At 72.7% G+C, this 25,192-nt stretch carries 27 protein-coding genes; 14 read left to right on the forward strand and 13 right to left on the reverse strand.

Going from position 1 to position 25,192, the window contains the following annotated elements:
- Positions 1-4 precede the first annotated feature (4 nt).
- Entirely contained in the window at positions 5-772 is a 768-nt protein-coding gene (locus JK359_RS13520; protein ID WP_201835317.1) for a TVP38/TMEM64 family protein, read from the forward strand.
- Between the two features lie 44 nt (positions 773-816).
- Here the strand turns inward: JK359_RS13520 and JK359_RS13525 are convergent, their stop codons facing one another.
- Entirely contained in the window at positions 817-1,986 is a 1,170-nt protein-coding gene (locus JK359_RS13525) for a thiolase family protein (protein ID WP_201835319.1), read from the reverse strand.
- Positions 1,987-2,092: 106 nt separating this feature from the next.
- Here JK359_RS13525 and JK359_RS13530 point away from each other — a divergent pair, with 106 nt between their 5' ends.
- The 7 genes from JK359_RS13530 to lnt all read left to right on the forward strand — a co-directional run bounded on the left by JK359_RS13530 (position 2,093) and on the right by lnt (position 9,331).
- Positions 2,093-2,563 carry a winged helix-turn-helix transcriptional regulator gene (locus JK359_RS13530; RefSeq protein WP_201835321.1) on the forward strand — a complete coding sequence of 157 codons (471 nt, stop codon included), beginning with the start codon at positions 2,093-2,095 and terminating at the stop codon, positions 2,561-2,563.
- A gap of 230 nt (positions 2,564-2,793) precedes the next feature.
- The gene (locus JK359_RS13535; RefSeq protein ID WP_201835322.1) at positions 2,794-3,669 is read left to right on the forward strand and encodes an undecaprenyl-diphosphate phosphatase; all 876 of its coding nucleotides are present in this window, start codon (positions 2,794-2,796) and stop codon (positions 3,667-3,669) included.
- A gap of 256 nt (positions 3,670-3,925) precedes the next feature.
- Positions 3,926-4,105, forward strand: a complete 180-nt coding sequence (locus JK359_RS13540) for a hypothetical protein (RefSeq protein WP_201835324.1) — start codon at positions 3,926-3,928, stop codon at positions 4,103-4,105.
- A gap of 52 nt (positions 4,106-4,157) precedes the next feature.
- Positions 4,158-4,658, forward strand: a complete 501-nt coding sequence (locus JK359_RS13545) for a hypothetical protein (protein WP_201835326.1) — start codon at positions 4,158-4,160, stop codon at positions 4,656-4,658.
- Between the two features lie 177 nt (positions 4,659-4,835).
- Complete coding sequence (locus JK359_RS13550; protein ID WP_201835328.1) at positions 4,836-6,938, forward strand: restriction endonuclease; 2,103 nt, start codon at positions 4,836-4,838, stop codon at positions 6,936-6,938.
- Positions 6,939-7,088: 150 nt separating this feature from the next.
- Positions 7,089-7,565, forward strand: coding sequence for a nuclear transport factor 2 family protein (locus JK359_RS13555; RefSeq protein WP_201835329.1), 477 nt, complete (start codon positions 7,089-7,091; stop codon positions 7,563-7,565).
- 167 nt (positions 7,566-7,732) lie between these two features.
- The gene (gene lnt, locus JK359_RS13560) at positions 7,733-9,331 is read left to right on the forward strand and encodes an apolipoprotein N-acyltransferase (RefSeq protein WP_201835330.1); all 1,599 of its coding nucleotides are present in this window, start codon (positions 7,733-7,735) and stop codon (positions 9,329-9,331) included.
- Here lnt and JK359_RS13565 read toward each other — a convergent pair.
- Together JK359_RS13565 and JK359_RS13570 are read right to left on the reverse strand one after the other, a co-directional pair.
- Positions 9,249-10,160: a Gfo/Idh/MocA family protein gene (locus JK359_RS13565; protein ID WP_201835331.1), complete on the reverse strand. Its 912-nt coding sequence runs from the start codon at positions 10,158-10,160 to the stop codon at positions 9,249-9,251. The two genes, lnt and JK359_RS13565, sit on opposite strands and share 83 nt — an antisense overlap.
- An 11-nt stretch (positions 10,161-10,171) precedes the next feature.
- Positions 10,172-11,347 (reverse strand): FAD-dependent monooxygenase, encoded by a 1,176-nt coding sequence (locus JK359_RS13570; RefSeq protein ID WP_201835332.1) that lies wholly within the window; start codon positions 11,345-11,347, stop codon positions 10,172-10,174.
- Between the two features lie 74 nt (positions 11,348-11,421).
- Here JK359_RS13570 and JK359_RS13575 point away from each other — a divergent pair, with 74 nt between their 5' ends.
- Together JK359_RS13575 and JK359_RS13580 are read left to right on the forward strand one after the other, a co-directional pair.
- Positions 11,422-12,012: a TetR/AcrR family transcriptional regulator gene (locus tag JK359_RS13575; RefSeq protein ID WP_201835333.1), complete on the forward strand. Its 591-nt coding sequence runs from the start codon at positions 11,422-11,424 to the stop codon at positions 12,010-12,012.
- 319 nt (positions 12,013-12,331) lie between these two features.
- Positions 12,332-12,802 (forward strand): hypothetical protein, encoded by a 471-nt coding sequence (locus JK359_RS13580; RefSeq protein WP_201835334.1) that lies wholly within the window; start codon positions 12,332-12,334, stop codon positions 12,800-12,802.
- A 37-nt stretch (positions 12,803-12,839) separates the two neighbouring features.
- Here JK359_RS13580 and JK359_RS13585 read toward each other — a convergent pair whose 3' ends face one another.
- The 7 genes from JK359_RS13585 to JK359_RS13615 form a co-directional block, all read right to left on the reverse strand.
- Complete coding sequence (locus JK359_RS13585; protein WP_201835336.1) at positions 12,840-13,352, reverse strand: hypothetical protein; 513 nt, start codon at positions 13,350-13,352, stop codon at positions 12,840-12,842.
- 164 nt (positions 13,353-13,516) lie between these two features.
- Entirely contained in the window at positions 13,517-14,200 is a 684-nt protein-coding gene (ung, locus tag JK359_RS13590; RefSeq protein ID WP_201835338.1) for a uracil-DNA glycosylase, read from the reverse strand.
- A gap of 98 nt (positions 14,201-14,298) precedes the next feature.
- Positions 14,299-15,876, reverse strand: a complete 1,578-nt coding sequence (locus JK359_RS13595; RefSeq protein ID WP_201835339.1) for an ABC transporter substrate-binding protein — start codon at positions 15,874-15,876, stop codon at positions 14,299-14,301.
- Between the two features lie 188 nt (positions 15,877-16,064).
- A complete protein-coding gene (locus JK359_RS13600) occupies positions 16,065-16,826 on the reverse strand; it encodes an SDR family oxidoreductase (RefSeq protein ID WP_201835340.1) in 762 nt (253 codons plus the stop codon).
- A gap of 21 nt (positions 16,827-16,847) precedes the next feature.
- Positions 16,848-17,609 carry a 3-oxoacyl-ACP reductase FabG gene (gene fabG, locus JK359_RS13605; protein ID WP_201835341.1) on the reverse strand — a complete coding sequence of 254 codons (762 nt, stop codon included), beginning with the start codon at positions 17,607-17,609 and terminating at the stop codon, positions 16,848-16,850.
- Positions 17,610-17,756: 147 nt separating this feature from the next.
- Positions 17,757-18,206 (reverse strand): DUF3037 domain-containing protein, encoded by a 450-nt coding sequence (locus JK359_RS13610; protein ID WP_201835342.1) that lies wholly within the window; start codon positions 18,204-18,206, stop codon positions 17,757-17,759.
- Positions 18,203-18,979, reverse strand: a complete 777-nt coding sequence (locus JK359_RS13615) for a HipA family kinase (protein ID WP_201835343.1) — start codon at positions 18,977-18,979, stop codon at positions 18,203-18,205. Before JK359_RS13615 ends, JK359_RS13610 begins: the two co-directional genes overlap by 4 nt.
- A 170-nt stretch (positions 18,980-19,149) precedes the next feature.
- Here JK359_RS13615 and JK359_RS13620 point away from each other — a divergent pair, with 170 nt between their 5' ends.
- Complete coding sequence (locus JK359_RS13620) at positions 19,150-19,644, forward strand: Rieske (2Fe-2S) protein (RefSeq protein ID WP_201835344.1); 495 nt, start codon at positions 19,150-19,152, stop codon at positions 19,642-19,644.
- Between the two features lie 6 nt (positions 19,645-19,650).
- Here JK359_RS13620 and JK359_RS13625 read toward each other — a convergent pair whose 3' ends face one another.
- A complete protein-coding gene (locus JK359_RS13625; protein WP_201835345.1) occupies positions 19,651-20,295 on the reverse strand; it encodes a cysteine hydrolase family protein in 645 nt (214 codons plus the stop codon).
- Positions 20,296-20,442: 147 nt separating this feature from the next.
- On the opposite strand from JK359_RS13625, the gene JK359_RS13630 reads away from it, so the two are divergent.
- Positions 20,443-20,904: a pyridoxamine 5'-phosphate oxidase family protein gene (locus JK359_RS13630; protein WP_201835346.1), complete on the forward strand. Its 462-nt coding sequence runs from the start codon at positions 20,443-20,445 to the stop codon at positions 20,902-20,904.
- Positions 20,905-20,917: 13 nt separating this feature from the next.
- Here the strand turns inward: JK359_RS13630 and JK359_RS13635 are convergent, their stop codons facing one another.
- Complete coding sequence (locus JK359_RS13635) at positions 20,918-21,820, reverse strand: LysR family transcriptional regulator (protein ID WP_201835348.1); 903 nt, start codon at positions 21,818-21,820, stop codon at positions 20,918-20,920.
- A 74-nt stretch (positions 21,821-21,894) separates the two neighbouring features.
- Here JK359_RS13635 and JK359_RS13640 point away from each other — a divergent pair, with 74 nt between their 5' ends.
- Positions 21,895-22,821: a DMT family transporter gene (locus JK359_RS13640; protein ID WP_236677742.1), complete on the forward strand. Its 927-nt coding sequence runs from the start codon at positions 21,895-21,897 to the stop codon at positions 22,819-22,821.
- 248 nt (positions 22,822-23,069) lie between these two features.
- Here the strand turns inward: JK359_RS13640 and JK359_RS13645 are convergent, their stop codons facing one another.
- Positions 23,070-24,401 carry an aminotransferase class I/II-fold pyridoxal phosphate-dependent enzyme gene (locus tag JK359_RS13645; RefSeq protein WP_201835352.1) on the reverse strand — a complete coding sequence of 444 codons (1,332 nt, stop codon included), beginning with the start codon at positions 24,399-24,401 and terminating at the stop codon, positions 23,070-23,072.
- Between the two features lie 49 nt (positions 24,402-24,450).
- On the opposite strand from JK359_RS13645, the gene JK359_RS13650 reads away from it, so the two are divergent.
- A complete protein-coding gene (locus tag JK359_RS13650; protein ID WP_201835354.1) occupies positions 24,451-25,164 on the forward strand; it encodes a pyridoxamine 5'-phosphate oxidase family protein in 714 nt (237 codons plus the stop codon).
- Positions 25,165-25,192: the final 28 nt, after the last annotated feature.

The raw sequence follows: 25,192 nt of genomic DNA on the forward strand, positions 1-25,192 counted from the left end.
CCGGATGCTCGATGCCAACCGCTCTGGCACCGCCACGGCCTCTCCCCGGGCCGCCGCCACGGAGCTTGCCGTCCCCGTGCCGCCGCCGCACCGCGCCGCGTTCACCGCCCGTTGCTCCCGCGTGCTGCTCTCCCCCTACGCCCGGCTCTCCCTGCTGCTCGCCCTGCTGGCCGGCGCGGCCGGCTCCGTGCTGCTGTTCGAGCCGCAGCGGCTGCTGACGCACGGCTGGCCGGCGCAGCTAGGCGGGGCCGCGGCGGCCGTCGTGTTCGCGGCCGCCTACGGCCTGTGCACCGTGGCGTTCGTGCCGCGCCCCTTGCTGAACCTGGCCGCGGGCGCGTGGTTCGGCTCGCAGCTGGGGCTGGTCTCGGCGCTGGCGGGCACGGTGCTCGGGGCCGGGGTGGCGTTCGGGCTGGGCCGGCTGCTCGGCCAGGACGCGCTGCGCCCGCTGCTGCGGGGCCGCTGGCTGAAGGCCGCGGACGGCCAGCTCAGCCGGCACGGGTTCCGGTCCATGCTGGCCGCCCGGCTCTTCCCGGGGGTGCCGTTCTGGGCGGCGAACTACTGCGCGTCCGTCTCCCGCATGGGCTGGCTGCCGTTCCTGCTGGCAACGGGCCTCGGCTCCGTCCCGAACACGGCCGCCTACGCGGTGGCCGGAGCCCGCGCCTCGGCTCCGACCTCCCCCGCCTTCCTGATCGCCATGGCCGGCATCGCCCTGCCGGCGCTCGCGGGCACGGTCGTGGCCTGGCGCAAGCGCCACCGGCTGCGCGGCCGGTGAGCCGCCGGGCCCGCCCGGACCGGACCGGGTGACGAGGGGCCGGCTCAGACGCCTTCGAGGATCATCGCGTTGGCGAGTCCGCCCGCCTCGCACATGGTCTGCAGGGCGTACTGGGCGCCGCGGGCACGCATGGCGTGCACCAGGGTGGTGGTGAGCCGGGTGCCGCTGGCGCCGAGCGGGTGGCCGAGGGCGATCGCGCCGCCGTGCACGTTGACCCTGGCGAGGTCGGCGCCGGTCTCCTGCTGCCAGGCGAGCACCACGCTGGAGAAGGCCTCGTTGACCTCGAACAGGTCGATGTCGGCCAGGCTCAGGCCCGCCCTGCGCAGCACCTTCTCCGTGGCCGGGATGACACCGGTGAGCATCAGCAGCGGGTCGGAACCGGTCACGGCGAAGCTGTGCAGGCGGGCCAGCGGGCGCAGGCCGAGCCGGGCCGCGGTCTCGCTGGAGGTGATCAGCACGGCGGAGGCGCCGTCGTTGACGGGGCTCGCGTTGCCCGCGGTGACGTTCCACTCGATCTGCGGGAAGCGCTCGGCGAAGCCGGGGTCGTGGTAAGCGGGCCTGAGGCCGGCGAGGATCTCCGGGGTGCTGTCCGGGCGGACGCACTCGTCGCGGGCGACGCCGTCCAGCGGCGCGACCTCGGCGTCGAACAGCCCGGACTCCCAGGCGGCGGCGGCCTTCCGGTGGGAGGAGACGGCGAACTCGTCCAGCTGCGCGCGGGTGAGGGACCACTTGGCGGAGATGAGTTCGGCGCTGATGCCCTGCGGGACCAGGCCCTCCGGGTAGCGCTCGGCGACACCCGGCCCGAACGGGTCCTTGCCGGCGGGCACGTTGGACCACATCGGCACCCTGCTCATCGACTCCACACCACAGGCGACGACGAGGTCGTAGGCGCCGGAGATCACGCCCTGGGCGGCGAAGTGCACGGCCTGCTGCGAGGAACCGCACTGCCGGTCCACCGTGGTCGCCGGGACCGACTCCGGGAAGCCGGCGGAGAGTACGGCGTACCGGGTGGTGTTCATGGCCTGCTCGCCGACCTGGTCGACGGTGCCGCCGATGACGTCGTCGATCAGCGCGGGGTCGACGCCGGAGCGCTCGACGAGGGTGCGCAGCGTGTGTGCCAGGAGCTGCACCGGGTGGACGTGGGCGAGGGAGCCGCTCGGCTTTCCCTTGCCTATGGGGGTGCGTACGGCTTCGACGATGACTGCGTCTCGCATGGGGAGGGCCTCCAGCGTGATCGGACGGGCTACTGGCGAGTAGGAAATCCGGACTCACCATAACCCTGAGAGTTGGAAAATCAAACCCTCATCTAGACTGAACCGCATGGCCGCCACCAAGGACCCGCGCCCCTGCTCCATCGCCGACGCCCTCAGCCTGGTCGGCGAGAAGTACTCGCTGCTCGTCCTGCGCGAGGTGTGCCTGGGGAACGGCCGCTTCGACCAGCTCGTGCGCAACATCGGCGCCCCCCGCGACATCCTGGCCACCCGGCTGCGCCGGCTCGTGGAGGCCGGCATCCTCACCAAGCGCCTCTACAGCGAGCGCCCGCAGCGGTTCGAGTACCGGCCGACGCAGGCGGGGCTGGAGCTGGAGCCGGTCCTGTGGACGCTCAAGGAGTGGGGCGACCGCCATCTGCGCGGCGGCATCGATCTGCCGATGGCGCTCGAGCACGAGTGCGGCAGCGAACTGGTGCCCGTGGTCACCTGCCGTGCCTGCGGGGACCCCGTACGGCACGGGGAGCTGACGGCCCACCCGCAGGCCCCCGGCTGGACGGTCTCGGGACCGTCGGCGGCCTGAGCGCACCTGACCTCCACCGGACCGCCGGCGACCCGACGGCCTTCGCCGGACCGTCGGTGGTCCGAACGGCCTTCGCCGGACCGTCGGTGGTCCGAGCGCGCCGGACCGCCCTCGGGCGGGCGAGGGCCGCGGGCTGTCCGGACCCTGTTTCCGGGCTGTGATCCCGGCCCGCTACGCTGCCCTCGTCACATGATCACCATTTCCCGCCAGCACTTGGACGCCATACCTTCATGTCTTGGTTTGAATCCCTCGTCCTCGGACTCGTCCAGGGGCTGACCGAATTCCTGCCCGTCTCCTCCAGCGCACATCTGCGGCTGACCGCGGCGTTCTCGGGCTGGAAGGACCCCGGTGCGGCCTTCACGGCGATCACGCAGATCGGCACGGAGACCGCGGTGCTGATCTACTTCCGCAAGGACATCGGCCGGATCATCTCGGCCTGGTTCCGGTCGCTCTTCGACAAGGCGATGCGGCACGACCACGACGCGCAGATGGGCTGGCTGGTGATCGTCGGCTCGATCCCCATCGGGGTGCTGGGCGTGACACTGAAGGACCAGATCGAAGGCCCGTTCCGCGATCTGCGGATCACCGCCACCATGCTCATCGTCGTCGGCGTGGTCATCGGCATCGCCGACCGGCTGGCGGCCCGGGACGAGAACGGCGGCCGGCACCGGGCGCCCAAGCAGCGCAAGACCCTGGAGAACCTCGGCATCAAGGACGGTCTGGTCTTCGGCCTGTGCCAGGCCTGCGCCCTGATCCCCGGCGTCTCGCGCTCCGGTGCGACCATCAGCGGCGGCCTGTTCATGGGCTACAAGCGCGAGGCCGCGGCCCGTTACTCGTTCCTGCTCGCCATTCCGGCCGTCCTCGCCTCCGGCGCGTTCGAGGTGAAGGACTCGCTGGGCGAGGGCCATGTCGACTGGCCGCCCACCCTGTTCGCGACGGTGATCGCGTTCGCGTCGGGGTACGCGGTGATCGCGTGGTTCATGAAGTGGATCTCCAACAAGAGCTTCATGCCGTTCGTCTGGTACCGCGTAGCCCTCGGCATCGTGATCATCGCCCTGGTCGGGGCGGGCGTGCTGAGCCCGCACGCGGCGGAATCGGCGAGCTGACGGCCGTCCCACCAGGCTCGGCCCCTGCCCGTGCCCCTGCACACCACCCCTGTTTCCGACGGCCCTGCCCCCCGCAGCCCCGGTTTAGGACAACTTCCGGGCGCGGGCGGCACGCGCCCGACCTGCACAACACCCGGAGGCCGCCGAGCAGTTCGACGCCAGGAACCGGCTCCCGCCCGGCGCCGGTGACCAACCCCATACCTTCTGCGTAGCCACGCGGTAGCGCACGGTCAGTGCTTGCCCCTAGGCTGTCCGCATGTCCCCCGATTCCCTGCCCCCTGGTTCCGTGCGGTCTGCTGCCGAGGTCAACGAGCAGATCCGGGCGCTGTGGCTGCGTGCGGGCGGCACCCTGTCGGCCCAGGAGCGCGCGGAGTACGAGCTGCTGGTGATCGAGTGGGCCGCGGCGATCCGCTGCCAGGTCATCGAGGCGGCCTGACCACCTGCCAGGGCAAGGCACTTCGGTGAGGCCCGGCTGTCACACTGCCCTCATGGACACCACACCCGAGCAGATAAGCACCCGGACGGCGGCCGCATGGACCGTGGCGCTCGCCGTCCTCGGCGGATTCACCGGCCTCGCCTGGGACGGGCCGTTCCTCGCCGTGACCTGTGCCCTCTCCCTGGGCGGCGGCGCGGCCCTGGGAACGGCCCTGTCCCGCCGTCGCATGGTCGCGTCCATCCGGGAGGGCCAGGGCAGGGCCGCCGCTCTCGGATACGCCGACGGCATCGCGGACATGATGGTGCTGGGCATCACCGCGTACCGGGACTCCGTCTTCCCGCTGTCCGGCCCCGGCGCGGTGGACACCGCCGAGCGCGTGGCACGCCGTGAGGCCGCCTACCGGCTCACGGCCGCCGACGGGCTCCCCCACCACCTTCGCGAGGCCGCGGCCGCCGCCCTCGAAGCGATCGACGAAGGGCATGATCCCGACGCCACCCGGTCCGCCGTCGAGGACCTCATGAAGGCCGTACGGGAGCAGCGCCGGGCCCCGTGACCCCGGCGGGACCGGCGCCGGGCGTGAACGTGAAGCACGGTCCTGTCCCGCCCTCTCGGGAGTGGTGGCCCCCACTGTTGCCGAGCGGATATGCGAGACGGCCGTCGCTGACTAGAGTCTTCCCGTTACACCTGGTTGTGGGGACAGCCGGAGCGCGTTGGGGAGGGCCTGCAGCACATGAGTCGTCGTTCCACCGGCTTGGTCGGCATCTGGGCCGAAATGCAGCGGCAGCAACAGCGGCAGCTGGAGGCCGAAGCCAGACGACGCAGACAACAAGAGCAGCAAGCACGCGCACGACATCGACGAGCTGCCCAGGACTACCGGGACTACCGGCAGGCGGAGGCACTGCGCCGCACCCAGGAGCTGGACGCGCAGGTCGTGTCGCTGCAGCACCTTCTCGCCACGGGTTGCCAGGCTCCGCCCTTCAGACCTTCCTCACTCATGCGCCCTGAAGAACTCGAGCCCTTCACGCCGGGCGCCCTGGCGCAGCCCGTGCCCCTGCCGGACATCGATCACTACCAGGCGCAGAGCGGGTGGACTGCCGGCCGCCGCGCCCAGGCACAGGCGGAGGCTCGGGCACGCTTCGAGCGGGACCGGCAGGCGGCCCAGGCCGCGGAGGCCCAGCGGCTGCGGCAGTTGGCGGCGTACCAGAGGCAGTACCAGCAATGGGCGGACGCCCGGCTGGCCGAGGTACGACAGCACAACGCCGGTGTCGTCGAGCTGACCGAGGGCGTCCGGCGCCGTGATCCCGACGCCGTGGTGGAGTACTTCTCCGCCGCGCTGTACGCCTCGACGGCGTGGCCGGAAGGCTTCCCCCGGCAGGTGACCGCTGCCTACGACGCGGCGGCAGGACAGCTGGTGCTGGACTGGGAGCTGCCCGCCTACGACGTCGTACCCGAGGCCAAGTCCGTTCGGTACGTGTCCGGAGCGGACCAGGACAAGGAGACCGCCCGTCCGGTGGGCCAGCGGCGGGCCCTGTACCGGGACGTGCTGGCGCAGTGCATGCTGCTCGTTCTGCACGAGCTGTTCACCGCGGACGACTCGGGCGCGCTCGCCTCGGTGGCACTGAACGGGTTCGTGGACGGCCATGACCCCACGACAGGGCGGCCGGGCCACATCTACCTGGCCACCGTGCTGGCCGCGCGCTCGACCTTCGGCGACCTGCACCTGGCCCAGGTGGACGCGGGCAGTTGCCTGGCCGATGCCCTGCGCGGGCAGCTCTCGGCCCGGCCCGACCAGCTCGCGCCGGTGCGTCCGGGCCGCCGGCCGCAGGAGGCCGGGAACCGTGTCGTCACGCACGGCGGCGACGGCGAGCCCGACCTCCTCGAGATGGATCCGATCGCCTTCGAGAATCTCGTCGCCGATCTCTTCCGGGCCATGGGGATGCAGGCGGTCACCACCCAGCGCTCGAACGACGGCGGCGTGGACGTCGACGCGGTGGATCCGACGCCGATCCGAGGCGGCAAGATCGTCGTGCAGGTGAAGCGCTACCGCAACACGGTGCCGCCGACCGCCGTGCGCGACCTGTACGGAACCGTCCAGGACGCCGGTGCCAACAAGGGTGTGCTGGTGACGACATCAGGGTTCGGGCCCGGCTCGCACACCTTCGCCCAGGGCAAGCCCCTGGAGCTGATCCCGGGAACCGAACTCGTCGACCTGCTGCACCGCCACGGACTGCGTGGCCGCCTGGGCGACGGGGCAGATCGCGCCGCGCAACAGCCGCAGCCGGCACCGGCACCGGCACCGGCACCGGCAGGGGCATCTACGCCGACGGCTCCGGACACCCGATCGTCCGACGACCACGTCATCCTGGGGATGTCGTGGACCGGAAGCGTCGCGCTGGACGTGTGCGCGCTCGTCTGCCGTGGCAACCGTGTGCTCGGCGACGACCACTTCGTCTTCTACAACAACCCGCAGACACCCGACGGCTCCGTACGCACGCTTCCCGCCACCGCCCCCGACAAGGCGGCCGTCCGCGTCTCCTTCGACGCGCTGCCGGCCGAGGCCGACCGGCTCGTCCTGGTGGCGGCCGTCGACCCGGAGGCCGACCCGGAAGCCGACCTCTCCGGCTTCACGGACGCCCGTGTCCGCCTGCTCGACCCGACGCGGGCCGAGGTGGACCGTCTGGAGGTCTCCGACGGCCGACCGGGCGAGACCGCGCTGGTACTCGGCTCCTTCCGGCGCAGGTCGAACGGGGACTGGACCTTCGTGCTGGGCGGCAGGGGCTACCCGGGAGGGCTGGAGGAACTGGTGCAGGATTTCGGCATCCAGGTCGACTAGGAATCCCCGCACTCGCGCTCAGGTGCGGGGCGCTCGTGACGGATCCGGCGCCGTGAAGCGGCGCGGAGCCGGAGCCGGAAGCCGTGCGACACCCCATATTCACCTCGCACACCTCTTGGCTCCGCGTCCGCCGTGCCCAACACTGTGCCGATGACGCAGCGTGCGGAGTTCGCGACCGTGAGGGACCGACTGGCCGTGGACGACCTGGTCACCGCGTATGCGGTGGCGGTGGACGACGGCGACTGGGCGGCGTACCGGAGGCTGTTCACGGCGGACGGGAGAGCCGACTACCGGTCGGCGGGCGGCATCGAGGGCGACGCCGAACGGATCGCCGTCTGGCTCGCCGAGAGCCTGGCCCTGTTCGGCATGCGCCAGCACCTGATCGTCAACCGGCAGGTGCGGTTCGGGGCCCTGGAGCACGACACCGGGGACACCGCCCGGGTACGGGCCGACTATCTCAACCCCATGCGCTTCGCCGGCCCGGGCGGCGCTGCCGCACCGGACCTGGTGTGCGGTGGCCGTTACGACTTCGGACTGCTGCGCACCACGGACGGCTGGCGGCTGCGCGAGGTCGTCGTGCACGAGAAATGGCGCGAACTACGGGCCGCGAACGCGCCGGTTCCCTGAGGGACGTGAGGGGTAGCCGGCCCCGGCCCTGAACGCGCCGCAGGCGCCCCGTCACGCCGTGCACGGCGACGCGGCCCACCACCACCTGCACAGCCCCTCGCTCCGAGGCGCAACGGTGACGTCCCGCGACGCACACTGGAGGCAGGTGCTGGGTAGGAAGGGTCCCTATGAGGACGTTCGACCACTGGCTGACCTCCCCCTGGCGGCGTTCCGGCGCCGCCGCCCTCGTGGGTGCCCTGCCCGTACTCGCCTTCCCCGCACCCTCGCTGTGGTGGTTCGCGTACGTGGCCCTGGTTCCCTGGATCCTGCTGGCCCGCTCGGCGCCGACCGCGCGACGGGCGGCCTACGACGGCTGGTGGGGCGGCTTCGGCTTTCTGGTGGCCGTGCACCACTGGCTGCTGCCGAGCCTGCACGTGTTCATCTTCCTGATAGCCGTCCTGCTGGGCGCGCTCTGGGCGCCCTGGGGCCTGCTGGTGCGCCGGTTCCTGGGCGGGGTGCCGTCGGCGGGCCGGGGTGCCGCGGCGCTGCTGGTGCTGCCGTCCGGCTGGCTGCTGGTGGAGCTGGTGCGCTCCTGGCAGGGGCTCGGCGGGCCGTGGGGGATGCTCGGCGCCAGCCAGTGGCAGGTGGGTCCGGCACTGCGGCTGGCGTCGGTGGGCGGGGTCTGGCTGCTCAGCTTCATGGTGGTGATGGTCAACGTGGCGGTGGCCGTGCTGGTGTCCGTCCGTGCGTGGCGGGCACCCGCCCTTGCCTCGCTCCGGGCCACGGCCGCCGCGGCGCTGGTGGCCACGGTCGCCGCGGCCTGTGCTGCCTGGGCGTGGGCGCCGCGCCCGGACATGGCAGGGCGGGTCCGGGTCGCCGTCGTACAGCCGGGTGTCGTGGCCGGGCAGGACAGCGGTGACAGGCGGTTCGACCGGGAGGAGCAGCTGAGCCGGCGGCTCGCCGGGCAGGGTGTCGACCTGGTGGTGTGGGGCGAGTCCAGCGTCGGCTTCGACCTGGGCGACCGGCCCGACCTGGCCCGGCGGCTCGCCGCCCTGTCCCGCGAGACCGGCGCCGACGTCCTGGTGAACGTGGACGCCCGTCGCTCCGACCGGCCCGGGATCTACAAGAGTTCGGTGGTGGTCGGCCCGGACGGAGCGACCGGCGACCGGTACGACAAGATGCGGCTGGTCCCGTTCGGCGAGTACATACCCGCCCGTTCGCTGCTCGGCTGGGCCACCTCGGTGGGCCGGGCCGCCGGTGAGGACCGTCACCGCGGCACCGGACAGACGGTGATGAACGTCGGGCACGGGCTGCGGATCGGCCCGCTGATCTGCTTCGAGACCGCGTTCCCCGACATGAGCCGGCATCTCGCCGAGGACGGCGCCGACGTCCTGCTCGGCCAGTCCTCCACCTCCTCGTTCCAGGGCAGCTGGGCGCCGGAGCAGCACGCCTCGCTGGCCGCGCTGCGGGCCGCGGAGACCGGCCGCCCGATGGTGCACGCCACCCTGACCGGCGTCTCCGCGGTGTACGGCCCCGACGGCGGGCGCCTCGGCCCGTGGCTCGGCACGGACGCGAGCGCCGCCCGCGTGTACGACGTACCGCTGGCGCACGGCAGCACGCCGTACGTCCGCCTCGGCGACTGGCCGGTGCACGGCGCGCTGCTGGTGCTGGCCGCGCTGGGCGTCGCCGAGGGGGTGCGGGCGTTCAGGCTGCGGCGGGGTGGTCCTGAACCGCTCGTACCACCCGCTCGCACAGCTCATGGGTCGCCAGCGCGTCACGGGCGCTGAGCGGCTTGCCGGCCCGCACGGCGTCGAGGAAGGCGAGGACCGCCTGCTCGATGCCGCGCTGACGGGCCACCGGCACCCAGTCGCCGCGCCGCCGCACGGTCGGCTGCCCCTTGTGGTCGATCACTTCGGCGAGGTTGACCACCTGGCGCTTGGTGTCCTGCCCGGAGACCTCCAGGATCTCCTCGTTGGAGCCGCTGAGCCGGTTCATCACACCGAGCGCGGTGAAGCCGTCGCCGCCGAGCTGGAGCACGACGTGGTGGAGCAGCCCGTCCTCCACGCGGGCGCGCACGGTCACGTCGTCGACCGGGCCGGGCACCAGGAAGCGCAGGGTGTCGACGACGTGGATGAAGTCGTCCAGGATCATCGAGCGCGGTTCCTCGGGCAGTCCGATCCGGTTCTTCTGCATGAGGATCAGCTCGCGCGGGTGGTCCAGGCACTGCGCGTACCCGGGGGCGAGGCGGCGGTTGAAACCGACGGCCAGCGGGACACCGCGCTGCTCGGCGAGGGCCACCAGCCGCTCGGAGTCGGCGAGTTCGTAGGCGAGCGGCTTGTCCACGTACGTCGGGACGCCGGCCTCCAGCAGCCTGGTGACGATGTCCGGGTGGACGGCGGTGGGGGCGTGCACGAAGGCCGCGTCGAGTCCGGCGCCGAGCAGCGAGTCCAGGCTCGTGTGCCGCTGCTCGCGGGGCAGGTGGAGGGTGTCGGCCACCCGGTCCAGCGTGGCCGGCGTGCGGGTCTGCAGGTGCAGGTCGATCCCCGGCCGTGTGCCGAGCACCGGCAGGTACGCCTTCTGCGCGATGTCCCCGAGTCCGATGCAGCCGACCTTCACGTGCGCTCCCTCTACCGCTGGCCTGCGTGTTCCCTGCCGGAAGCATACGGGGGCCGCCAGTCGGCGATGCCGTCGAAGCCACGCAGGAAGAGCGCCGGTCCGGCCTTCGAGAGGACGGCGACGGCGGTGTCGCGTACGACGACGGCGGCGCGGTTGCCCGCCATGTTCAGGCGGGCGACCCGGACGGCCCGGCGGGCGACGGCGGTCGTCCGCGGCAGGCGGGCGGCGGAGTAGGCGGACGGTTCGGCGGCGTGGTGCGCGAGGACGACCGCGTCCTCGATGGCCTGGTTGCCGCCCTGCCCGAGAGTCGGGGGCATGGCGTGGGCGGCGTCGCCGAGGAGGACGGTGCGGCCCGAGTGGTGGGCGGGCAGCGGCCGGTCGATGTGGTGGACGTCGTGCCGGAGCACGTCCTCGGGGCGGGCGGCGGCGAGGACGGCGGGGATCGGGTCGTGCCAGTCGCCGAAGCGGCGCAGGAGTTCGGCCTTCTCGTCGTCCGGCGCCCGCTCCCCCGCCGGTGCCACGGCCGCGGCATAGGCGTAGACGCGGCTGTCCTTGAGGGGGTGCGTGCCCCAGATGCGCCCCAGCCCCCAGGTCTCGTGCGAGGCGAACTCCGCGCCGGGCACCGGGATCAGCACCCGCCAGGTGGTGAATCCCGCATAGGCCGGTCCGGGGTGGGACGGGAACAGTGCGCCCCGGACCCGTGAGTTGATGCCGTCCGCGCCGACCACCAGCTCCGCCTCCAGCTCCTCGTCCCCGGCGGTCACCCGGGCGGGGCGGGCGCGGTCGCCGGGATCGGCCAGGGCCGCGGTGGCTCCGGTGCGGACGGCGCCGGGCGGCAGCAGGGCGGCGAGCCGGTCCAGGAGGGTGGCCCGGGGCAGCAGCACCAGCGGGCCGCCGAAGCGGGCGGCGGCGGCCTCGGCGTCGGCCCGGGACAGCCAGCGCCCGCGCGGGGTGCGCAGTCCCCCGTCGCCCTGCCAGGCGGCGAGGTCGCGGATCTCGTCGCCGACGCCGATGACGTCCAGGGCGCGCAGGGCGTTCGGGGCGAGTGAGATGGCCGCGCCGACGGGCTCCAGGGAGGGAGCGCGCTCCAGCACGGTCACGGTCCAGCCCCGCTGGTGCAGCGCCGCCGCCGCGGTCAGACCTCCGATACCGCCGCCGATGACGATCACACGCTCCGACCGTGCCATGACCCCTCCTTCGAACTACATCTGTAGTGAGGACGACGTTACTACAGTCGTAGTGAGGTGGGTAGGGTCAGCTCATGCCCGCAGTCACGCCCGGCCCCTCCCGCGCCGATCTCGTCGCCGACACCGCCCTCGCCCTGCTCGCCGAGCGCGGCATGCGCGGCCTCACCCACCGGGCGGTGGACGAGGCGGCCGGACTGGCGCAGGGTTCGACGTCGAACGTGGCGCGCACCCGGCAGGCCCTGCTGGAACTGGCGGTACGACGGCACGCCGAGCGCGAGGCGCGGGTGCTGGCGGTGGAGGGGATGCCGGACCCGAGCGGCGGACTCGACGCGCTGGCCGAGGGCCTGGCGCTCGCGGTCCACCGGTCCCTCACCGACAACCGCGACCTGTTGATCGCCCGCTACGAACTCGCCCTGGAAGCCACGCGCCGCCCCGAGCTGCGCGCCTTCTACGACCGCACCGGCGCCGTCTTCAGGGAGCAGCTGGCCGCCCTGCTCACCGCGGCCGGCTCCGCCGATCCGGACCGCCACGTCCTGTCCCTGGTCGCCTGGGCGGACGGGCTGATGTTCTCGTGCGCGGCGGGGTCCTTCGGCGCATGGACACCGGGCCCGGACGAGATCCGCACGGGCCTGCGGGAACTGCTGACCGCACTGCTGGGCCGGTGACGGCTCCGGACGGAGAACCCGTCCGGAGCGGGAGCGGCCGACCGGACGACCGGTCCGGTGAGAGAACTGCTCGCCGGCCTGCTGGGCGATGAGCGCTCCGGGCGGAAGACCGGTCCGGTGTGATCTTCGGTGAGGAAGGCCTCGCCCGACGGCCTGATCACCCCGGCCGGCAACGAGACGGCGGACGGCTGCACGGGCGGCTGGTTCGTCACCCTCGGCGCCGCGCAACCCCTCGCAAGGGGCACGAGATCACCCGTGCGGGGTCACATCGTCCGCTCCCTGCTGCCGAACGGGGCGGCGACCCAGCAGAGTTGCGTGGGTGCATCGAACGACGACCACCGCAGCGCTCCTGGTCACCGTGGCCGTCTCGGCCCTCTCCGGCTGCGTGACGGTGCAGCGCCCGGCGGTACCGGAACCGCAGCCGGACAGCGCGCCCTCCCAGCCGACGGCGCCCCGTCCGGAGGGCGGCGCGCAGCCCCGCGTGGTGCAGGCACCCGTCCGGGAGGCGCTGGAGATGGCCGTCCCGTCCCGGCGGCCGGGGCCGTCCACGCCGTCCGCCCGGCACCGGCCCCCGGCCACGCCGGAGGCCACCCACCGCCGGCCGGCCCCGGCCGAGGCTCCACGCCCGGCCCCACGCCCCGGCCCCACCGGGCGGCCGGTCACCGACACCCCCGGCCCGGTCCCGGCGGTACCGGGCGCCCCGGACGTGTGCGCCCTGGGCAGGACGTACGGCGGCTGGCACCAGGACAGCCCCGAGGCGCGGATCTGCGCCCAGGCGTACGGGCGGTGATACGGGCGGTGACCCGTGCCCGGAACCCGCGGAGCGGCTACCGCTGGCGGGGCGGCCCCCAGCCCTCGCCCTGCGGGGTGCCGTCCTCCCCCAGCCGGAGTTCCAGACGGCTGATCGCGGACCGGACCCCGTCGCCGTAGCCGTCGTCGGCCAGGGCGACCGCTGCCGTGCGCGCCCGGCGCAGATGGCTGCGAGCCGCCTCGGCCCGGCCCAGCTTCACGTAGTCGGCGGCCAGGTTGAGGTGCAGGGAGGGGAAGAAGCCCCGGAGGCCCGAGGGGTCGCCGTCCGCGCGGCCGTCGGTCAGTTCCTCCGCCGCCGACAAGGCCCGCAGGTCCCAGGCGAGTTCGTCCGCCGGGTCGTCCTGGGTGTCGGCCAGGTAGTGGGCGAGGGTGCAGCGGTGCAGCGGGTCGCCGCTCTCGCCGATCTCCGCCCACAGGTCCAGGAAGCGACTGCGGGCCTCCTCGCGGTCGCCGCCGTGGTGCAGCATCACGACCTGCCCGATCCGCGTCAGAACGGCATCCGGTGCCGCCTGCTCCTGTCGCTCCGCCACGGTGCCCTCCGGGCCGTCGTTGGGTGTCCGTTCCCGACGCTAGCCGGGAGCGTCGGGATTCCCGGTCAGGCGGCGCCGGTGTGCGGTGCGGCGGGACCGGCCCCGGTGTGCGGTGCGGCGGGACCGGCGGCGGGCGTCCGCGCCGGTCCCGCTGCGCGCACGCGTCAGCCCAGGTTCGGGATCCGCCAGTCCACCGGGTCGTGGCCCTGGGCGGCGATCGCCTCGTTGATCTGCGTGAACGGCCGGGAGCCGAAGAACTTCTTCGCGGACAGCGGCGAGGGGTGCGCGCCCTTGACCACTACGTGCCGGGTCTCGTCGATCAGCGGGAGCTTCTTCTGGGCGTAGTTGCCCCACAGGACGAAGACGGCCGGGTCGGGGCGGGAGGCCACCGCGCGGATGACGGCGTCGGTGAACTTCTCCCAGCCCTTGCCCTTGTGCGAGTTGGCCTCGCCGGACCGGACCGTGAGGACCGCGTTGAGCAGCAGGACGCCCTGCCGGGCCCACGGCATCAGATAGCCGTTGTCCGGGACGGGCAGGCCCAGCTCCTCCTGCATCTCCTTGTAGATGTTCCGCAGGGAGGGCGGGGTCTTCACCCCGGGACGGACCGAGAAGCACAGGCCGTGGCCCTGGCCCTCGCCGTGGTACGGGTCCTGGCCCAGGACGAGGACCTTCACCTGCTCGTACGGCGTCGCGTCCAGCGCGGCGAAGACCTCCTCGCGCGGCGGGTAGACGGGACCCTTCGCCCGCTCCTCCTCGACGAACTCGGTCAGCTCCTTGAAGTAGGGCTGCTGCAGCTCGTCGCCCAGAACCCCGCGCCAGGACTCGGGCAGCATGGCGATGTCGGTCACGTCAACGTCCTCACGATGTCAATCAGCTACGGCCTGCGGTCACTTCCAGCATTCAGAACCTACAGGCGACCACTGACAATCGCTGCCGCGAGGGCGGCTCACCAGCTGGTCTTGCGGTGCAGCGCCCACATCGTCATGATCGTCGACGGGTCCAGGGCCTGCTCGCCGCCGGAGATGTCGTCGCTGGCCGCGACGAACTGCCGGCCCTGCCACAACGGGATCAGCCGGGCGTCGTCGACCATGATCTGCTGGGCCTCCTCCATGTCCTTGACGGTCTTGGCCCGGTCGCTCTCCGCGCGCGAGTGGGGCACCAGCCGCTCGGTGATGTCCTTGGACGGGTACGGCGTGCCGAGCGCGTTGTGTTCGCCGACGAACGGGGCGATGAAGTTGTCCGCGTCCGGGAAGTCCGGGAACCAGCCGCGGCCGAACACCGGGTACTCGCCCTTCTGGAAGCCGACGACATAGGTCTTCCAGGGGCGGCTCTTGAGGGTGACGGTGAACAGGCCGGAGTCCTCCAGCTGCCGCTTCAGCTCCTTGAACATCAGGGCCGTCTCGGAGCCGTAGCGGTCGGTGGTGTACCAGAGGGTGAGCGGAACCCGCTGGGTGATGCCCGCGCCGGAGAGGATCTTGCGGGCCTTGGCGACGCTCGGGTTCCCGAAGTCGTCGAAGAAGTCGGTGGTGTGCCCGGTCAGGCCCTTGGGGACCATCGAGTACAGCGGGTCGACGGTGTCCTTGTAGACGTTGTGCGCGATCGCGCCCCGGTCCACGATCTGGGCGACCGCCTTGCGCACGGCGGGCTGCCTGGCCCAGGAGTCCTTGGGGTTGAACACCAGGTAGCTGATGTCGGTGCCGGTGCCGTCGACCAGCTGCAGGTCCTCGGTGCCGTGCTGCTGCAGGGCGAGGATGTCGTCGGCGGCGAGGCCACGGTAGGTGACGTCGATCTGCTTGTCCCGCAGCGCCTTGACCATGCTGGCGGAGTCCTGGAAGTAGCGGATGGTCACCGCGCTGTTCTGCCGGTTCGCGAAGCCCTCGTAGTTGCCGTTGCCGACCAGGACGGCCTGCTTGCCGTCCTCGTAGGACTCGAGCTTGTAGGGGCCGGAGCCGTAGACCTTGGTGTCCTTGCGCAGCGAGTTCGCGGGGTAGTCGTCCGGGTCGACGATCGACATGGCGGGGGTGGCGAGGACGAACGGGAAGGTGGCGTCCGGCTTGTTCAGGTGGAAGACGATGTCGCGATCGCCGGAGATCTCGACGCGGTCGAGGCTGCCGAGCAGCCCGGCCGGCCCGCCGGCGGCGTTGATCTTGCGGATGCGGTCGATGGAGTGCCGGACGGCCTCGGCGGTCAGCGGGTCGCCGTCGGCGAACTTCATGCCGGCGCGCAGCTTGCAGTGGTAGGTGCGGCTGCTGGAGTCGGTGAAGGAGCAGCTCTCGGCGGCGTCGGGCTGGGGGGTGGTGGCGCCGTTGGGGTAGGCGAGGAGCGTCTGGAAGATGTTCCGGTACAGCTCCCAGGAGCCGTCGTAGGCGCCGGCCGGGTCGAGAGTGCTGGGTGCGCTGGTGGTGCCCACGACGATCGGACCCTGGCTGTCGGGATCACTGTCGGACAGCAGACTGCATCCGGCCACCAGCGATATGGACGCGATCGCCGCGACTCTCCGCAGGAATCGGTTCCGGTTGAACACGCGCACGCTCCTCGATCTGCCATACCAAGGGTCGGCAGACCATACCGCAGCGCTCGAGCCCGTGAACCTCCCCGGAAACATGACTTCTTGATCGATTTCGCGATGACGACGTTGTCATTCCGCTGAGCGGGTCCGGGACGGTGTTCCGGGCGCCGATCTGTCCGAAAATCGGCGCCCGGACGAGATGCTCAGCCCACGCCGGCGTTGAGGAAGATGCCGCCGTCGACGACGAGCGTCTGGCCGGTGATCCAGTCGGACTGGCCGGAGGTGAGGAACGCGGCGGCGCCACCGATGTCGGAGGGCACGCCGAGCCGGGCGAGCGGGTAGGCGGAGGCCGCCTCCTCCTCGCGGCCCTCGTACAGGGCCTGGGCGAACTTGGTCTTGACCACGGCGGGGGCGATGGCGTTGACCCGTACCTTCGGCGCGAACTCGTGCGCCAGCTGCTGGGTCAGGTTGATCATCGCGGCCTTGCTCACGCCGTAGGCGCCGATGAACGGCGAGGGCGCGAGGCCCGCGATCGAGGCGATGTTGACGATCGCGCCGCCGTTGTCCTTCTGCCAGGCGTGCCAGGTCTTCTGCGCGAAGCCCAGCGCGGAGATCACGTTGGTCTCGAAGACCTTGCGGGCGACGTCGAGGTCGAGGTCGGCGATGGGGCCGAACACGGGGTTGGTGCCCGCGTTGTTGACCAGGAAGTCCACCCGGCCGAAGGCCTCCATGGTGCGCTCGACGGCCTCGGTCTGGTGGCCGAGGTCGTGCGCCTTGCCGGCGACGCCGATGACCCGTTCGGCGCCGAGCTTCTCGACGGCCTCCTTCAGGGCCTCTTCGTTGCGGCCGGTGATGCACACGCGGTCGCCGCGGGCCACCAGTGCCTCGGCGACGCCGTAGCCGATGCCGCGGCTCGCGCCGGTGACGAGGGCGACCCGGCCGGACAGCTCGGGGAGTTCGGTCATGTCAGTGCTACCTCTGCATCCCTAGTCGAGCGGTCCGCCGGCCACGTACAGCACCTGGCCGGAGACGAAGCCGGCCGCCTCGCCGGTGAAGAAGGCGATGGCGTTGGCGATGTCCTCCGGCTCACCGACGCGCTGCACCGGGATCTGGGTGGCCGCGGCCTTCTTGAAGTCGTCGAAGCCCATGCCGACGCGGTCGGCGGTGGCCTTGGTCATCTCGGTGGCGATGAAGCCGGGGGCCACGGCGTTGGCGGTGATGCCGAACTTGCCGAGTTCGATGGCGAGGGTCTTGGTGAAGCCCTGCAGGCCGGCCTTGGCGGCGGAGTAGTTGACCTGGCCGCGGTTGCCGAGCGCCGAGGAGGAGGAGAGGTTGACGATCCGGCCGAAGCCCGCGTCCACCATGTGCTTCTGCACGGCCTTGGTCATCAGGAACGAGCCGCGCAGGTGCACGTTCATGACCATGTCCCAGTCCGAGACGGTCATCTTGAACAGCAGGTTGTCGCGGAGCACACCGGCGTTGTTGACCAGGATCGTCGGGGCGCCCAGTTCCTCGGCGATCCGGGCGACGGCCGCCGTGACCTGCGCTTCGTCGGAGACGTCCGCGCCGACCGCGATCGCCTTGCCGCCGGCCGCGGTGATCTTCTCGACGGTGTCCTTGCAGGCGGCCTCGTCCAGGTCGATCACGGCGACCGCGTGACCCTCGGCGGCCAGGCGTACGGCGGTTGCGGCGCCGATGCCGCGCGCCGCGCCGGTGACTACCGCGACCCGCTGTTCAGTGGTGGACATTGCTGCTTCTCCTCGCCCTTGAGAGAACTGTCGGCGCTCTCGGAGAGAGCCCCGCATGCGGTGAGCGACCGCTTAGTACCTTCAGCACCCGTGACGCTAGAAGCCCTGGCACCCGGTGTCAACGGCACATCCGGCCGGTGTGATCCATTACCTCACCAGGAGGTCCAGCAATCGCTCCGTCTCGGCGGCCGGGTCGACGGTCAGGCCGGTGTGCACGGGACCGGGCTGCACCACGGTGGAGCGGGGGGCGATCAGCCAGCGGTAGCGCCGGCCCGCGTCGTCGCCGGCCGCCTGTCCGGCCTCCTCCCCGCCGGCACAGTGCCGCTCGATCGCACCGAGCGCGGCCCGCACCCCGGCCACGTCCGCGGCCGGGTCCAGCGCGAGCAGCCGCGCCTCGTCCAGATGGGTGCGGGCGCCGACGTAGCCGCGGGCACGGCAGTAGAGGACGACGCCCGCGTTGATGCACTCGCCCCGCTCGACCCGCGGTACGACCCGCAGCAGCGCGTACTCGAACACGTCCCGGTCGCCGCCCTGGCCCGCTCGGGTGATGTGCCGTTCGGTGACGTGGCCGGCCATGTGGATGTGCCGCTCGCTCACTTGCCCTCCTCCTGTCCGGCGCCGATGCCGGTGATGCGCTCGGCGACGACGGCCGCCCGTGCGAGCAGTGGCCGGGCGTAGGCCCGGCGCAGGTCGTCCGGGGTGTCGAAGCCGGGCTCGTCGGCGAGCCAGGCCTCGGGCACCTCGGCGGTGACCTCGGCGAGCAGGTCCTCGGTGACCTGCGGCGCCAGGGCGGCCGCGGCCGCCGCCACGTCCGGGGCGAAGCGGGCGAGCGCATGGTCGCGGGCGTCGTACGGGCGGGCGGCCGATGCCTCGGCGGAGGGCCAGTTGTGGTGCCAGATCATGGTGGCACCGTGGTCGATGAGCCACAGTTCGCCCTGGTGCACGAGCAGGTTGGGGTTGCGCCAGGACCGGTCGACGTTGTTGATCAGTGCGTCGAACCAGACGATCCGGCCGGCCTCCGCGGGGTCGACCGGGAAGGCGAGCGGGTCGTAGCCGAGTGCGCCGGAGAGGAAGTCCATCCCGAGGTTGGTGCCGCCGCTGCCCCGGAGCAGGTCCTGCACCTGCTGCTCGGGCTCGCCGAGCCCGAGGACCGGGTCCAGCCGGACGGTGACCAGCCGGGGCATCCGGAAGCCGAGGCGCCGGGCGAGTTCGCCGCACACCACCTCGGCGACCAGTGTCTTGCGGCCCTGTCCGGCGCCGGTGAACTTCATGACGTACGTCCCGAAGTCGTCGGCCTCGACGAGCCCCGGCAGCGAGCCGCCCTCACGCAGGGGCGTGATGTAGCGGGTGGCGGTGACTTCCTTGAGCATCGCCCCAGGTTACTGGCGTCGGGCGGGCGTTCACCGACAACCGGCGCACGGCCCCGGCTCACGCCGGGCAGGGCACCGGCCGGCAAGGATCTGGGCGCCGTCTGAACGGCTGCCGCCGTACGGCCGTACCCCATGACGGACGACGAGAAGCTCCGCGGAAGGGAACCCACATGACCAGCGCTTCGTTCCAGCCCTCAGCGGGACCGGCCCGCCGTACCGTGATGGCGGCCGCCGGCGCGGCCGGGCTCGCCGCCGCGCTGACCGCCTGCGGTTCGGGCGACGACGCGTCCGGCTCCGCCGACACCGGGTCCGCCTCAGCCGGTTCGACGGGCTCGGCGGGCTCCTCCGGGTCCGCGCAGGGCGGCGGTTCCGCCGGTGGCGCCGCGCTCGCCAAGACCGCCGACATCCCCGAGGGCGGCGGCAAGATCTTCAAGGACCAGGGTGTCGTGGTCACCCAGCCGACCGCGGGCACCTACAAGGCGTTCTCGTCCAAGTGCACCCACCAGGGGTGCGCGGTGGGCAGCGTGGCGAACGGCGTGATCGTCTGCCCGTGCCACAACAGTGAGTTCTCCGTGACGGACGGCAGCGTGAAGAAGGGGCCCGCCACCCAGGCGCTGCCCGCGGCGAAGATCTCCGTCTCCGGCGACGAGATCAAACTGGCCTGAGCCGGCTCAGCCGCGCCCGCACGCCGCTTGGAGGCGGCCGAGCACCTCGTCGGTGGTCGCGACCGTGGCGACCAGCGCGAGGGTGTGGCGGATCATCGCGGGGGTGTACTCGGCGGGCACCCCCGCGACGGCGTCGGCCGGGACGACGACGGTGTAGCCGAGGTTGACGGCGTCGAAGACGGCGTTGGGCACGGCCACGTTCGCCGAGACCCCGGTGACGACCAGCGTGCGGCAGCCGAGGTTGCGCAGCAGGGCGTCGACGTCCGTGCCGTGGACCGGGGACAGCCCGTGCAGCCTGCGTACGACGATGTCCTCCTCGCCGACCTCGATCGGCGGTGCGACCCGGACCGCCGTGCTGCCGGTCAGCTGCTGCACGGGGAGCCGCGCGGCGGCCCGGAACAGCCGGGCGTTGCGGCTGGCGCCCCGGCCGTCCGGGCGGCGTTCGGCTATCGCGTGGATCACCTGCACGCCGCTCGCGTGGGCGGCGGCGACCAGCCGGGCCACGTTGTCCAGGGCGCCGGAGGTGCGGGCCTCGCGGGCGAGTTCGGGCAGGGCGCTGTCCGGGCCGACCACTCCCCGCTGGCACTCCACGGTCAGCAGGACGGTACTCGCGGGATCGAGGAGTTCGCCGAGTCGCTCGTACGACGGCATGGCACGTCCTTTCGCCGAGTCCGGGCGGTGAGAGTAGCCACATCCGGTCGCGGGCGGAAGCCGGACCATTCCATTTTCTGACGTGATGTCAGAGGATCACCGCAGCAGGGGATGTCTCTGGCACGACGTGGGAGAAGAGGGGGCCGCATGACCGTCACTGAGCAGCGCCGGGGCCGGAGGATCATGATGACGCCCGGTGAGCTGGACGTGTTCCTGACCACCCAGCGCACCTGCCGGGTCGCGACCGTGTCCGCCGACGGCACACCGCACGTCAGCGCGCTGTGGTTCGCCTGGGACGGGACCTCGCTGTGGCTGTACTCCGTGGTGCGCAGCAGGCGCTGGGCACAGCTGCGGCGCGATCCGCGGGTGGCCGTGGTGATCGACTCCGGCGAGGAGTACGACCAGCTGCGCGGGGTCGAGCTGTCCGGCCGGGTGGAGTTCGTGGGCGAGGTGCCGCGCACGGGCGAGCTGTGCGCCGAGCTGGACACGGCCGAGACGCTGTTCGCGCGGAAGAACTTCGGCCTGGACGAGATGCCCCACGACGGCCGCCACGCCTGGGCCCGGCTGACCCCGGAGAAGATCGTGTCCTGGGACTTCCGCAAGCTGTAGCAGCCGCCGGCGCTCAGTCGAGCTGCTGGGCGGCACCGCGCAGGGCCTCCACCGCCGCGCGGATGGAGGGGCGGCGGTCCGCGTCCGCTCGCCAGACCACGTAGACGTGGCGGCGCACGCGCTGGCTGAGCGGTACGAGCACGACGCCCTCGGGCACCGGCCGGCGGCCCAGCAGCGGGGCGATGCACACGCCCAGCCCGGCTGCCACCAGCCCGAGCTGGGTGTGGCTCTCGCCCGCGCGGTGGCCGACGATCGGCTCGACGCCCTTGGAGCGCAGGGTGAACATCAGCCACTCGTGGCAGAACTCGCCCTCGCCCCAGGTGATCCACTCGTCATCCGCGAACTCGGTGAGGTCCACCTCGTCCCGGTCCGCGAGCCGGTGCCCCACGGGCATGGCGACATCGGCGGGGTCGTCCAGCAGGGGCGCCTTGACCAGGCCGTCGGGCACGGGCATCGGCTTGTTGTACCAGTCCAGGACGACCGCGAGATCGAGGTCGCCGCGGACGACCCCGGCGATGCCCTGCTCCGGCTCCAGCTCGCTGGAGCGCACCCGCAGCCCCGGGTGCTCGGAGCGCAGGGCGCCGAGCGCGGCGGGGAAGAGGCCGCGGGCGGCCGTGGGGAACGCCGACAGCCTCAGTTCGCCGGCGACCTGGCCGCGGTGTGCCTCCAGGTCGGACTCGGCCAGCTCGACCTGGGACAGTATGCGGGCCGCGTGCTCCGACAGCAGCCTGCCTGCGTCCGTGAGCCGCACGCCCCGGCCGTTCTTGGCGAGCAGTTGCTGGCCGACCTCCCGCTCCAGCTTGCCCAACTGCTGCGAGACCGCGGACGTGGTGACGTGCAGGGCCTCGGCGGCGGCACTGACCGAGCCGTGCCGGGCCAGGGCGTCCAGGGTGCGCAGGCGCTCCAGGTTCAACATGTAAGCGATTCTAAGAGGTACCGAGTGGGAAGTCTCGCTTGTCCTACGAGGTTGTGTCCAGCATCGTTGCGGTCATGAGCACGGTCACCGCATCCCCGACCCGGTCCCCCGCCCCCGCCCGTCCCCGCGCCCGCCTCGACTGGCGGCTCCGCTTCGGCGCCCTGTCGTTGATCTGGGGCTTCAGCTTCCTGTTGATCAAGGTGGGGACGGACGGGTACGCGCCGTTCCAGGTCACGCTCGGGCGGCTCGTGTTCGGTACGGCGGTGCTGGCGGCGGCGATGATCGTGAAGCGGGAGCGGCTGCCGCGCGGGGGCCGTCTGTGGGCTCACATGACGGTCGCCGCGTTCTTCCTGAACGCCTTGCCGTTCTCCCTCTTCGCCTACTCGGAGCTGACGATCCCGTCCACGCTGGCCGGCATCTGCAACGCGACCTCGCCGCTGTGGGGCATGGCCCTGTCGCTGGTCGCCCTCTCCGAGGACCGGCCGACGCGGGTCCGTGTCGCCGGGCTCGGGCTGGGCTTCCTCGGGGTCCTGACGGTGCTGGGGGCGTGGCAGGGTTTCCACGGACTGGACGCCACGGGGACGGCGATGGCGCTGCTCGCCTCGCTGAGCTACCCGGTGGGCTGGATCTACGTCCGGCGCACGCTCGCCGGGACCGGCAACTCGCATCTGGCCATGACGGGAGGGCAGCTGCTGCTGGCCACCGTGCAGCTGGCCGTCGTGACGCCCCTGTTCACCGGCGTGCCCCGGCATTTCCCGCTCGTCCCGCTGCTGGCCGTCGCCGCGCTGGGCACGCTGGGCACGGGGCTGGCAGTGCTGATCCAGTACGGGCTGGTGGCCGAGGTCGGGCCCACCACGGCCCAGATGGTCACGTACTTCATCCCCGTCATCGCGACCGCCGCAGGCGTGGCGCTCCTCGGGGAGTCGCTGCGCTGGACGACGCCGGTGGGAGCGGTGATCGTACTCGCCGGGGCGGCGCTCACCCAGGCCCGACGCGGGTGAGTGAGGCACAGACCGACGGGGGGCGCGGGTGCGAGTGAGGCACAGACCGACGGGGGGCGCGGGTGCGTGTGCGGGGTGCCGGCCGGTGGTGGCCGGTCGCGCAGTTCCTCGCGCCCCTTTTGTGTGCCGTCGGCCGTGGACGCCCACCGGGGTGGGGCGCGGGGTGCGTGGGCGGGTGGCAGGGCGGTGGTGGCGGGCGCGTGTTCCTCGCGTCCCTTTGAGTTCGCCGCGCGCCTTGGGGGGTGGTGTCAGGCGTAGGCGCGGGGCGGGGAGGGGCGTACTGCTGTGGCGATCGCGTCGGCCAGGGGGGTGATGTCCTCTGGTGTGAGCGGGGAGATCGTGATGCGGACGCCCGGCCGGGAGGCGAGGCGGAAGCGGGCGCCTGGGGCGACCGCCCAGCCCGACTGGAGGAGGCGGGCCACCGCGCCGGTCTCGTCGGGGACCGGCACCCAGACGTTCATGCCGCTGCGGCCGTGCGCGCCGACCCCGCGCTCCGCCAGCGCGTCGACCAGGGCGTCCCTGCGGGCACCGTACGACCGCGCCACCGCCGCCCGGTCCACCGCGCCCTCCGCCCAGAGGCGGACCACGGCCCGCTGCAGGAGCAGGCTGACCCAGCCGGGCCCCAGGCCCAGGCGGCCCCGGACCCGGTCGACGGTGACGGGGTCCCCGGCGAGCACGGCGAGCCGCAGGTCGGGGCCGTAGGCCTTGGCGGCCGAGCGGACGAAGGCCCAGTGGCGGGTGGCCCCCGCGAGGGGATGCAGCGGCAGGTCCACGATGCCGTGGCCGTGGTCGTCCTCGACGAGCAGGGTCTCGGGATGGTCCCGCAGCACCGCGCGCAGGGCACGCGCGCGCGTGGCGGTCACCGACGCGCCGGTCGGGTTCTGCGCCCGGGCGGTGACGATCAGCGCGCGGGCTCCGGACTCCAGGGCCCGGCGCAACTCGGCGGCGCGCGGCCCCTCGTCGTCCACGCCGACGGGGGCCGCCTGCAGGCCCAGGGCGGGGATCAGGTCGAGGAGACTGCCCCAGCCGGGGTCCTCGACGGCGACCGTGTCGCCGGGCCGCAGATGCGCGGTCAGGATGCGTTCGATGGCGTCCAGGGAGCCGGAGGTGACGGCCAGCGGGCCCGGCGGGACGCCGTCGGCGTCGAGTTCGGCGCGGGCCGTACGGGCGAGGTCCGCGTCGACGGGCTCGTCGCCGTAGCGGACGGGCCGCCGGTCGCCCTGGCCCGCCGCCGCGGCGAGCGCCGGGGCCAGCCGGGGCAGCAGGGCGGGGTCGGGGTTGCCGGTGGACAGGTCGCGGGCACCGGCAGGGACCTCCACGCGCAGTTGCTCCCGGCCGGTGGTGGCCGGCTTGGGGCGCACACGACTGCCCCGGCGGCCGGCCGTCTCGATCACCCCGCGTTCACGCAGGGTGCGGTACGCGGCGGCGACCGTGTTCGGGTTCACCCCCAGCCGGACCGCCAAGTCCCGCATGGGAGGCAGGGGTTGGCCGGGTTGCAGCTCTCCGGTGCCGACCGCCCGCTCCACGTCGGCCGCGATCTCGGCTGCGCCCCGCCCTCGGATCCTATATTCTCCTAGCACAAACAACATTATGCACTAGTGCAAAAGATTCCGCCAGGAGAGGACCGCCATGCAGGCCACGACCGAGGCAACGCAGGCCGCCGCCTACACGCCGACCGACCGGACCGTGCCCACACGCTCCGCGGACCGCGCGTCGTACGACAAGGAGCTGGTGCACGCGATATTGGACGAGGGGTACGTCTGCCACCTCGGCTTCGTGCGGGACGGCGCCCCGGTGGTGCTGCCCACGCTGTACGGCCGGGTCGGTGAGCGGCTCTACATCCACGGCTCCACCGGTTCCCGCCCGCTGCGGATGACCGGTCAGGCCGACCCGGGACTGCCGGTCTGCCTGACGGTCACCCACGTCGACGGACTCGTGCTGGCCCGCTCCGCCTTCCATCACTCGATCAACTACCGCTCGGTCGTGGTGCACGGCGTCGCGCACGAGGTCACCGACCCCGAGGAGCGGCGGACGGCCCTGGACGCGCTGGTGGACCACGTCGTGCCGGGCCGGGCCGCCGACTCCCGGCCCGCGAACAAGAAGGAGCTGGCCGCCACCGCGGTGATCCGCCTGGACCTGGACGAAGTCTCGGCCAAGGTCCGCACCGGCGGCGCCAACGACGACCCCGAGGACCTGTCCCTGCCGCACTGGGCCGGCGTGGTTCCGCTCCGCAAGGGCTACGACGCGCCGGTCCCGGACGCCGGTCTGACGCCCGGCATCGAGCTGCCGGACTACCTGGCGGCGCGAGGGACCGGCCTCGCGGCGCCAATGTCCGGAATCTGAAGATCGCTGGGTTAAACAGGACCGGGGG

It is taken from the genome of Streptomyces actinomycinicus (assembly GCF_016741775.1).
Taxonomy (GTDB): domain Bacteria; phylum Actinomycetota; class Actinomycetes; order Streptomycetales; family Streptomycetaceae; genus Streptomyces; species Streptomyces actinomycinicus.

What these genes read in the sequence shown, in the direction of transcription:
- lnt (WP_201835330.1), top strand. Translation starts at nt 7,733, where the DNA reads ATGAGGACGTTCGACCACTGGCTGACCTCCCCCTGGCGGCGTTCCGGC.
- JK359_RS13535 (WP_201835322.1), top strand. Translation starts at nt 2,794, where the DNA reads ATGTCTTGGTTTGAATCCCTCGTCCTCGGACTCGTCCAGGGGCTGACC.
- JK359_RS13650 (WP_201835354.1), top strand. Translation starts at nt 24,451, where the DNA reads ATGCAGGCCACGACCGAGGCAACGCAGGCCGCCGCCTACACGCCGACC.
- JK359_RS13600 (WP_201835340.1), bottom strand. Translation starts at nt 16,826, where the DNA reads ATGACCGAACTCCCCGAGCTGTCCGGCCGGGTCGCCCTCGTCACCGGC.
- JK359_RS13635 (WP_201835348.1), bottom strand. Translation starts at nt 21,820, where the DNA reads ATGTTGAACCTGGAGCGCCTGCGCACCCTGGACGCCCTGGCCCGGCAC.
- JK359_RS13640 (WP_236677742.1), top strand. Translation starts at nt 21,895, where the DNA reads ATGAGCACGGTCACCGCATCCCCGACCCGGTCCCCCGCCCCCGCCCGT.
- JK359_RS13570 (WP_201835332.1), bottom strand. Translation starts at nt 11,347, where the DNA reads ATGGCACGGTCGGAGCGTGTGATCGTCATCGGCGGCGGTATCGGAGGT.
- JK359_RS13530 (WP_201835321.1), top strand. Translation starts at nt 2,093, where the DNA reads ATGGCCGCCACCAAGGACCCGCGCCCCTGCTCCATCGCCGACGCCCTC.
- JK359_RS13545 (WP_201835326.1), top strand. Translation starts at nt 4,158, where the DNA reads ATGGACACCACACCCGAGCAGATAAGCACCCGGACGGCGGCCGCATGG.
- JK359_RS13630 (WP_201835346.1), top strand. Translation starts at nt 20,443, where the DNA reads ATGACCGTCACTGAGCAGCGCCGGGGCCGGAGGATCATGATGACGCCC.
- JK359_RS13520 (WP_201835317.1), top strand. Translation starts at nt 5, where the DNA reads ATGCTCGATGCCAACCGCTCTGGCACCGCCACGGCCTCTCCCCGGGCC.
- JK359_RS13555 (WP_201835329.1), top strand. Translation starts at nt 7,089, where the DNA reads ATGACGCAGCGTGCGGAGTTCGCGACCGTGAGGGACCGACTGGCCGTG.
- JK359_RS13625 (WP_201835345.1), bottom strand. Translation starts at nt 20,295, where the DNA reads ATGCCGTCGTACGAGCGACTCGGCGAACTCCTCGATCCCGCGAGTACC.
- JK359_RS13620 (WP_201835344.1), top strand. Translation starts at nt 19,150, where the DNA reads ATGACCAGCGCTTCGTTCCAGCCCTCAGCGGGACCGGCCCGCCGTACC.
- fabG (WP_201835341.1), bottom strand. Translation starts at nt 17,609, where the DNA reads ATGTCCACCACTGAACAGCGGGTCGCGGTAGTCACCGGCGCGGCGCGC.
- JK359_RS13575 (WP_201835333.1), top strand. Translation starts at nt 11,422, where the DNA reads ATGCCCGCAGTCACGCCCGGCCCCTCCCGCGCCGATCTCGTCGCCGAC.
- JK359_RS13550 (WP_201835328.1), top strand. Translation starts at nt 4,836, where the DNA reads ATGAGTCGTCGTTCCACCGGCTTGGTCGGCATCTGGGCCGAAATGCAG.
- JK359_RS13525 (WP_201835319.1), bottom strand. Translation starts at nt 1,986, where the DNA reads ATGCGAGACGCAGTCATCGTCGAAGCCGTACGCACCCCCATAGGCAAG.
- JK359_RS13540 (WP_201835324.1), top strand. Translation starts at nt 3,926, where the DNA reads ATGTCCCCCGATTCCCTGCCCCCTGGTTCCGTGCGGTCTGCTGCCGAG.
- JK359_RS13615 (WP_201835343.1), bottom strand. Translation starts at nt 18,979, where the DNA reads ATGCTCAAGGAAGTCACCGCCACCCGCTACATCACGCCCCTGCGTGAG.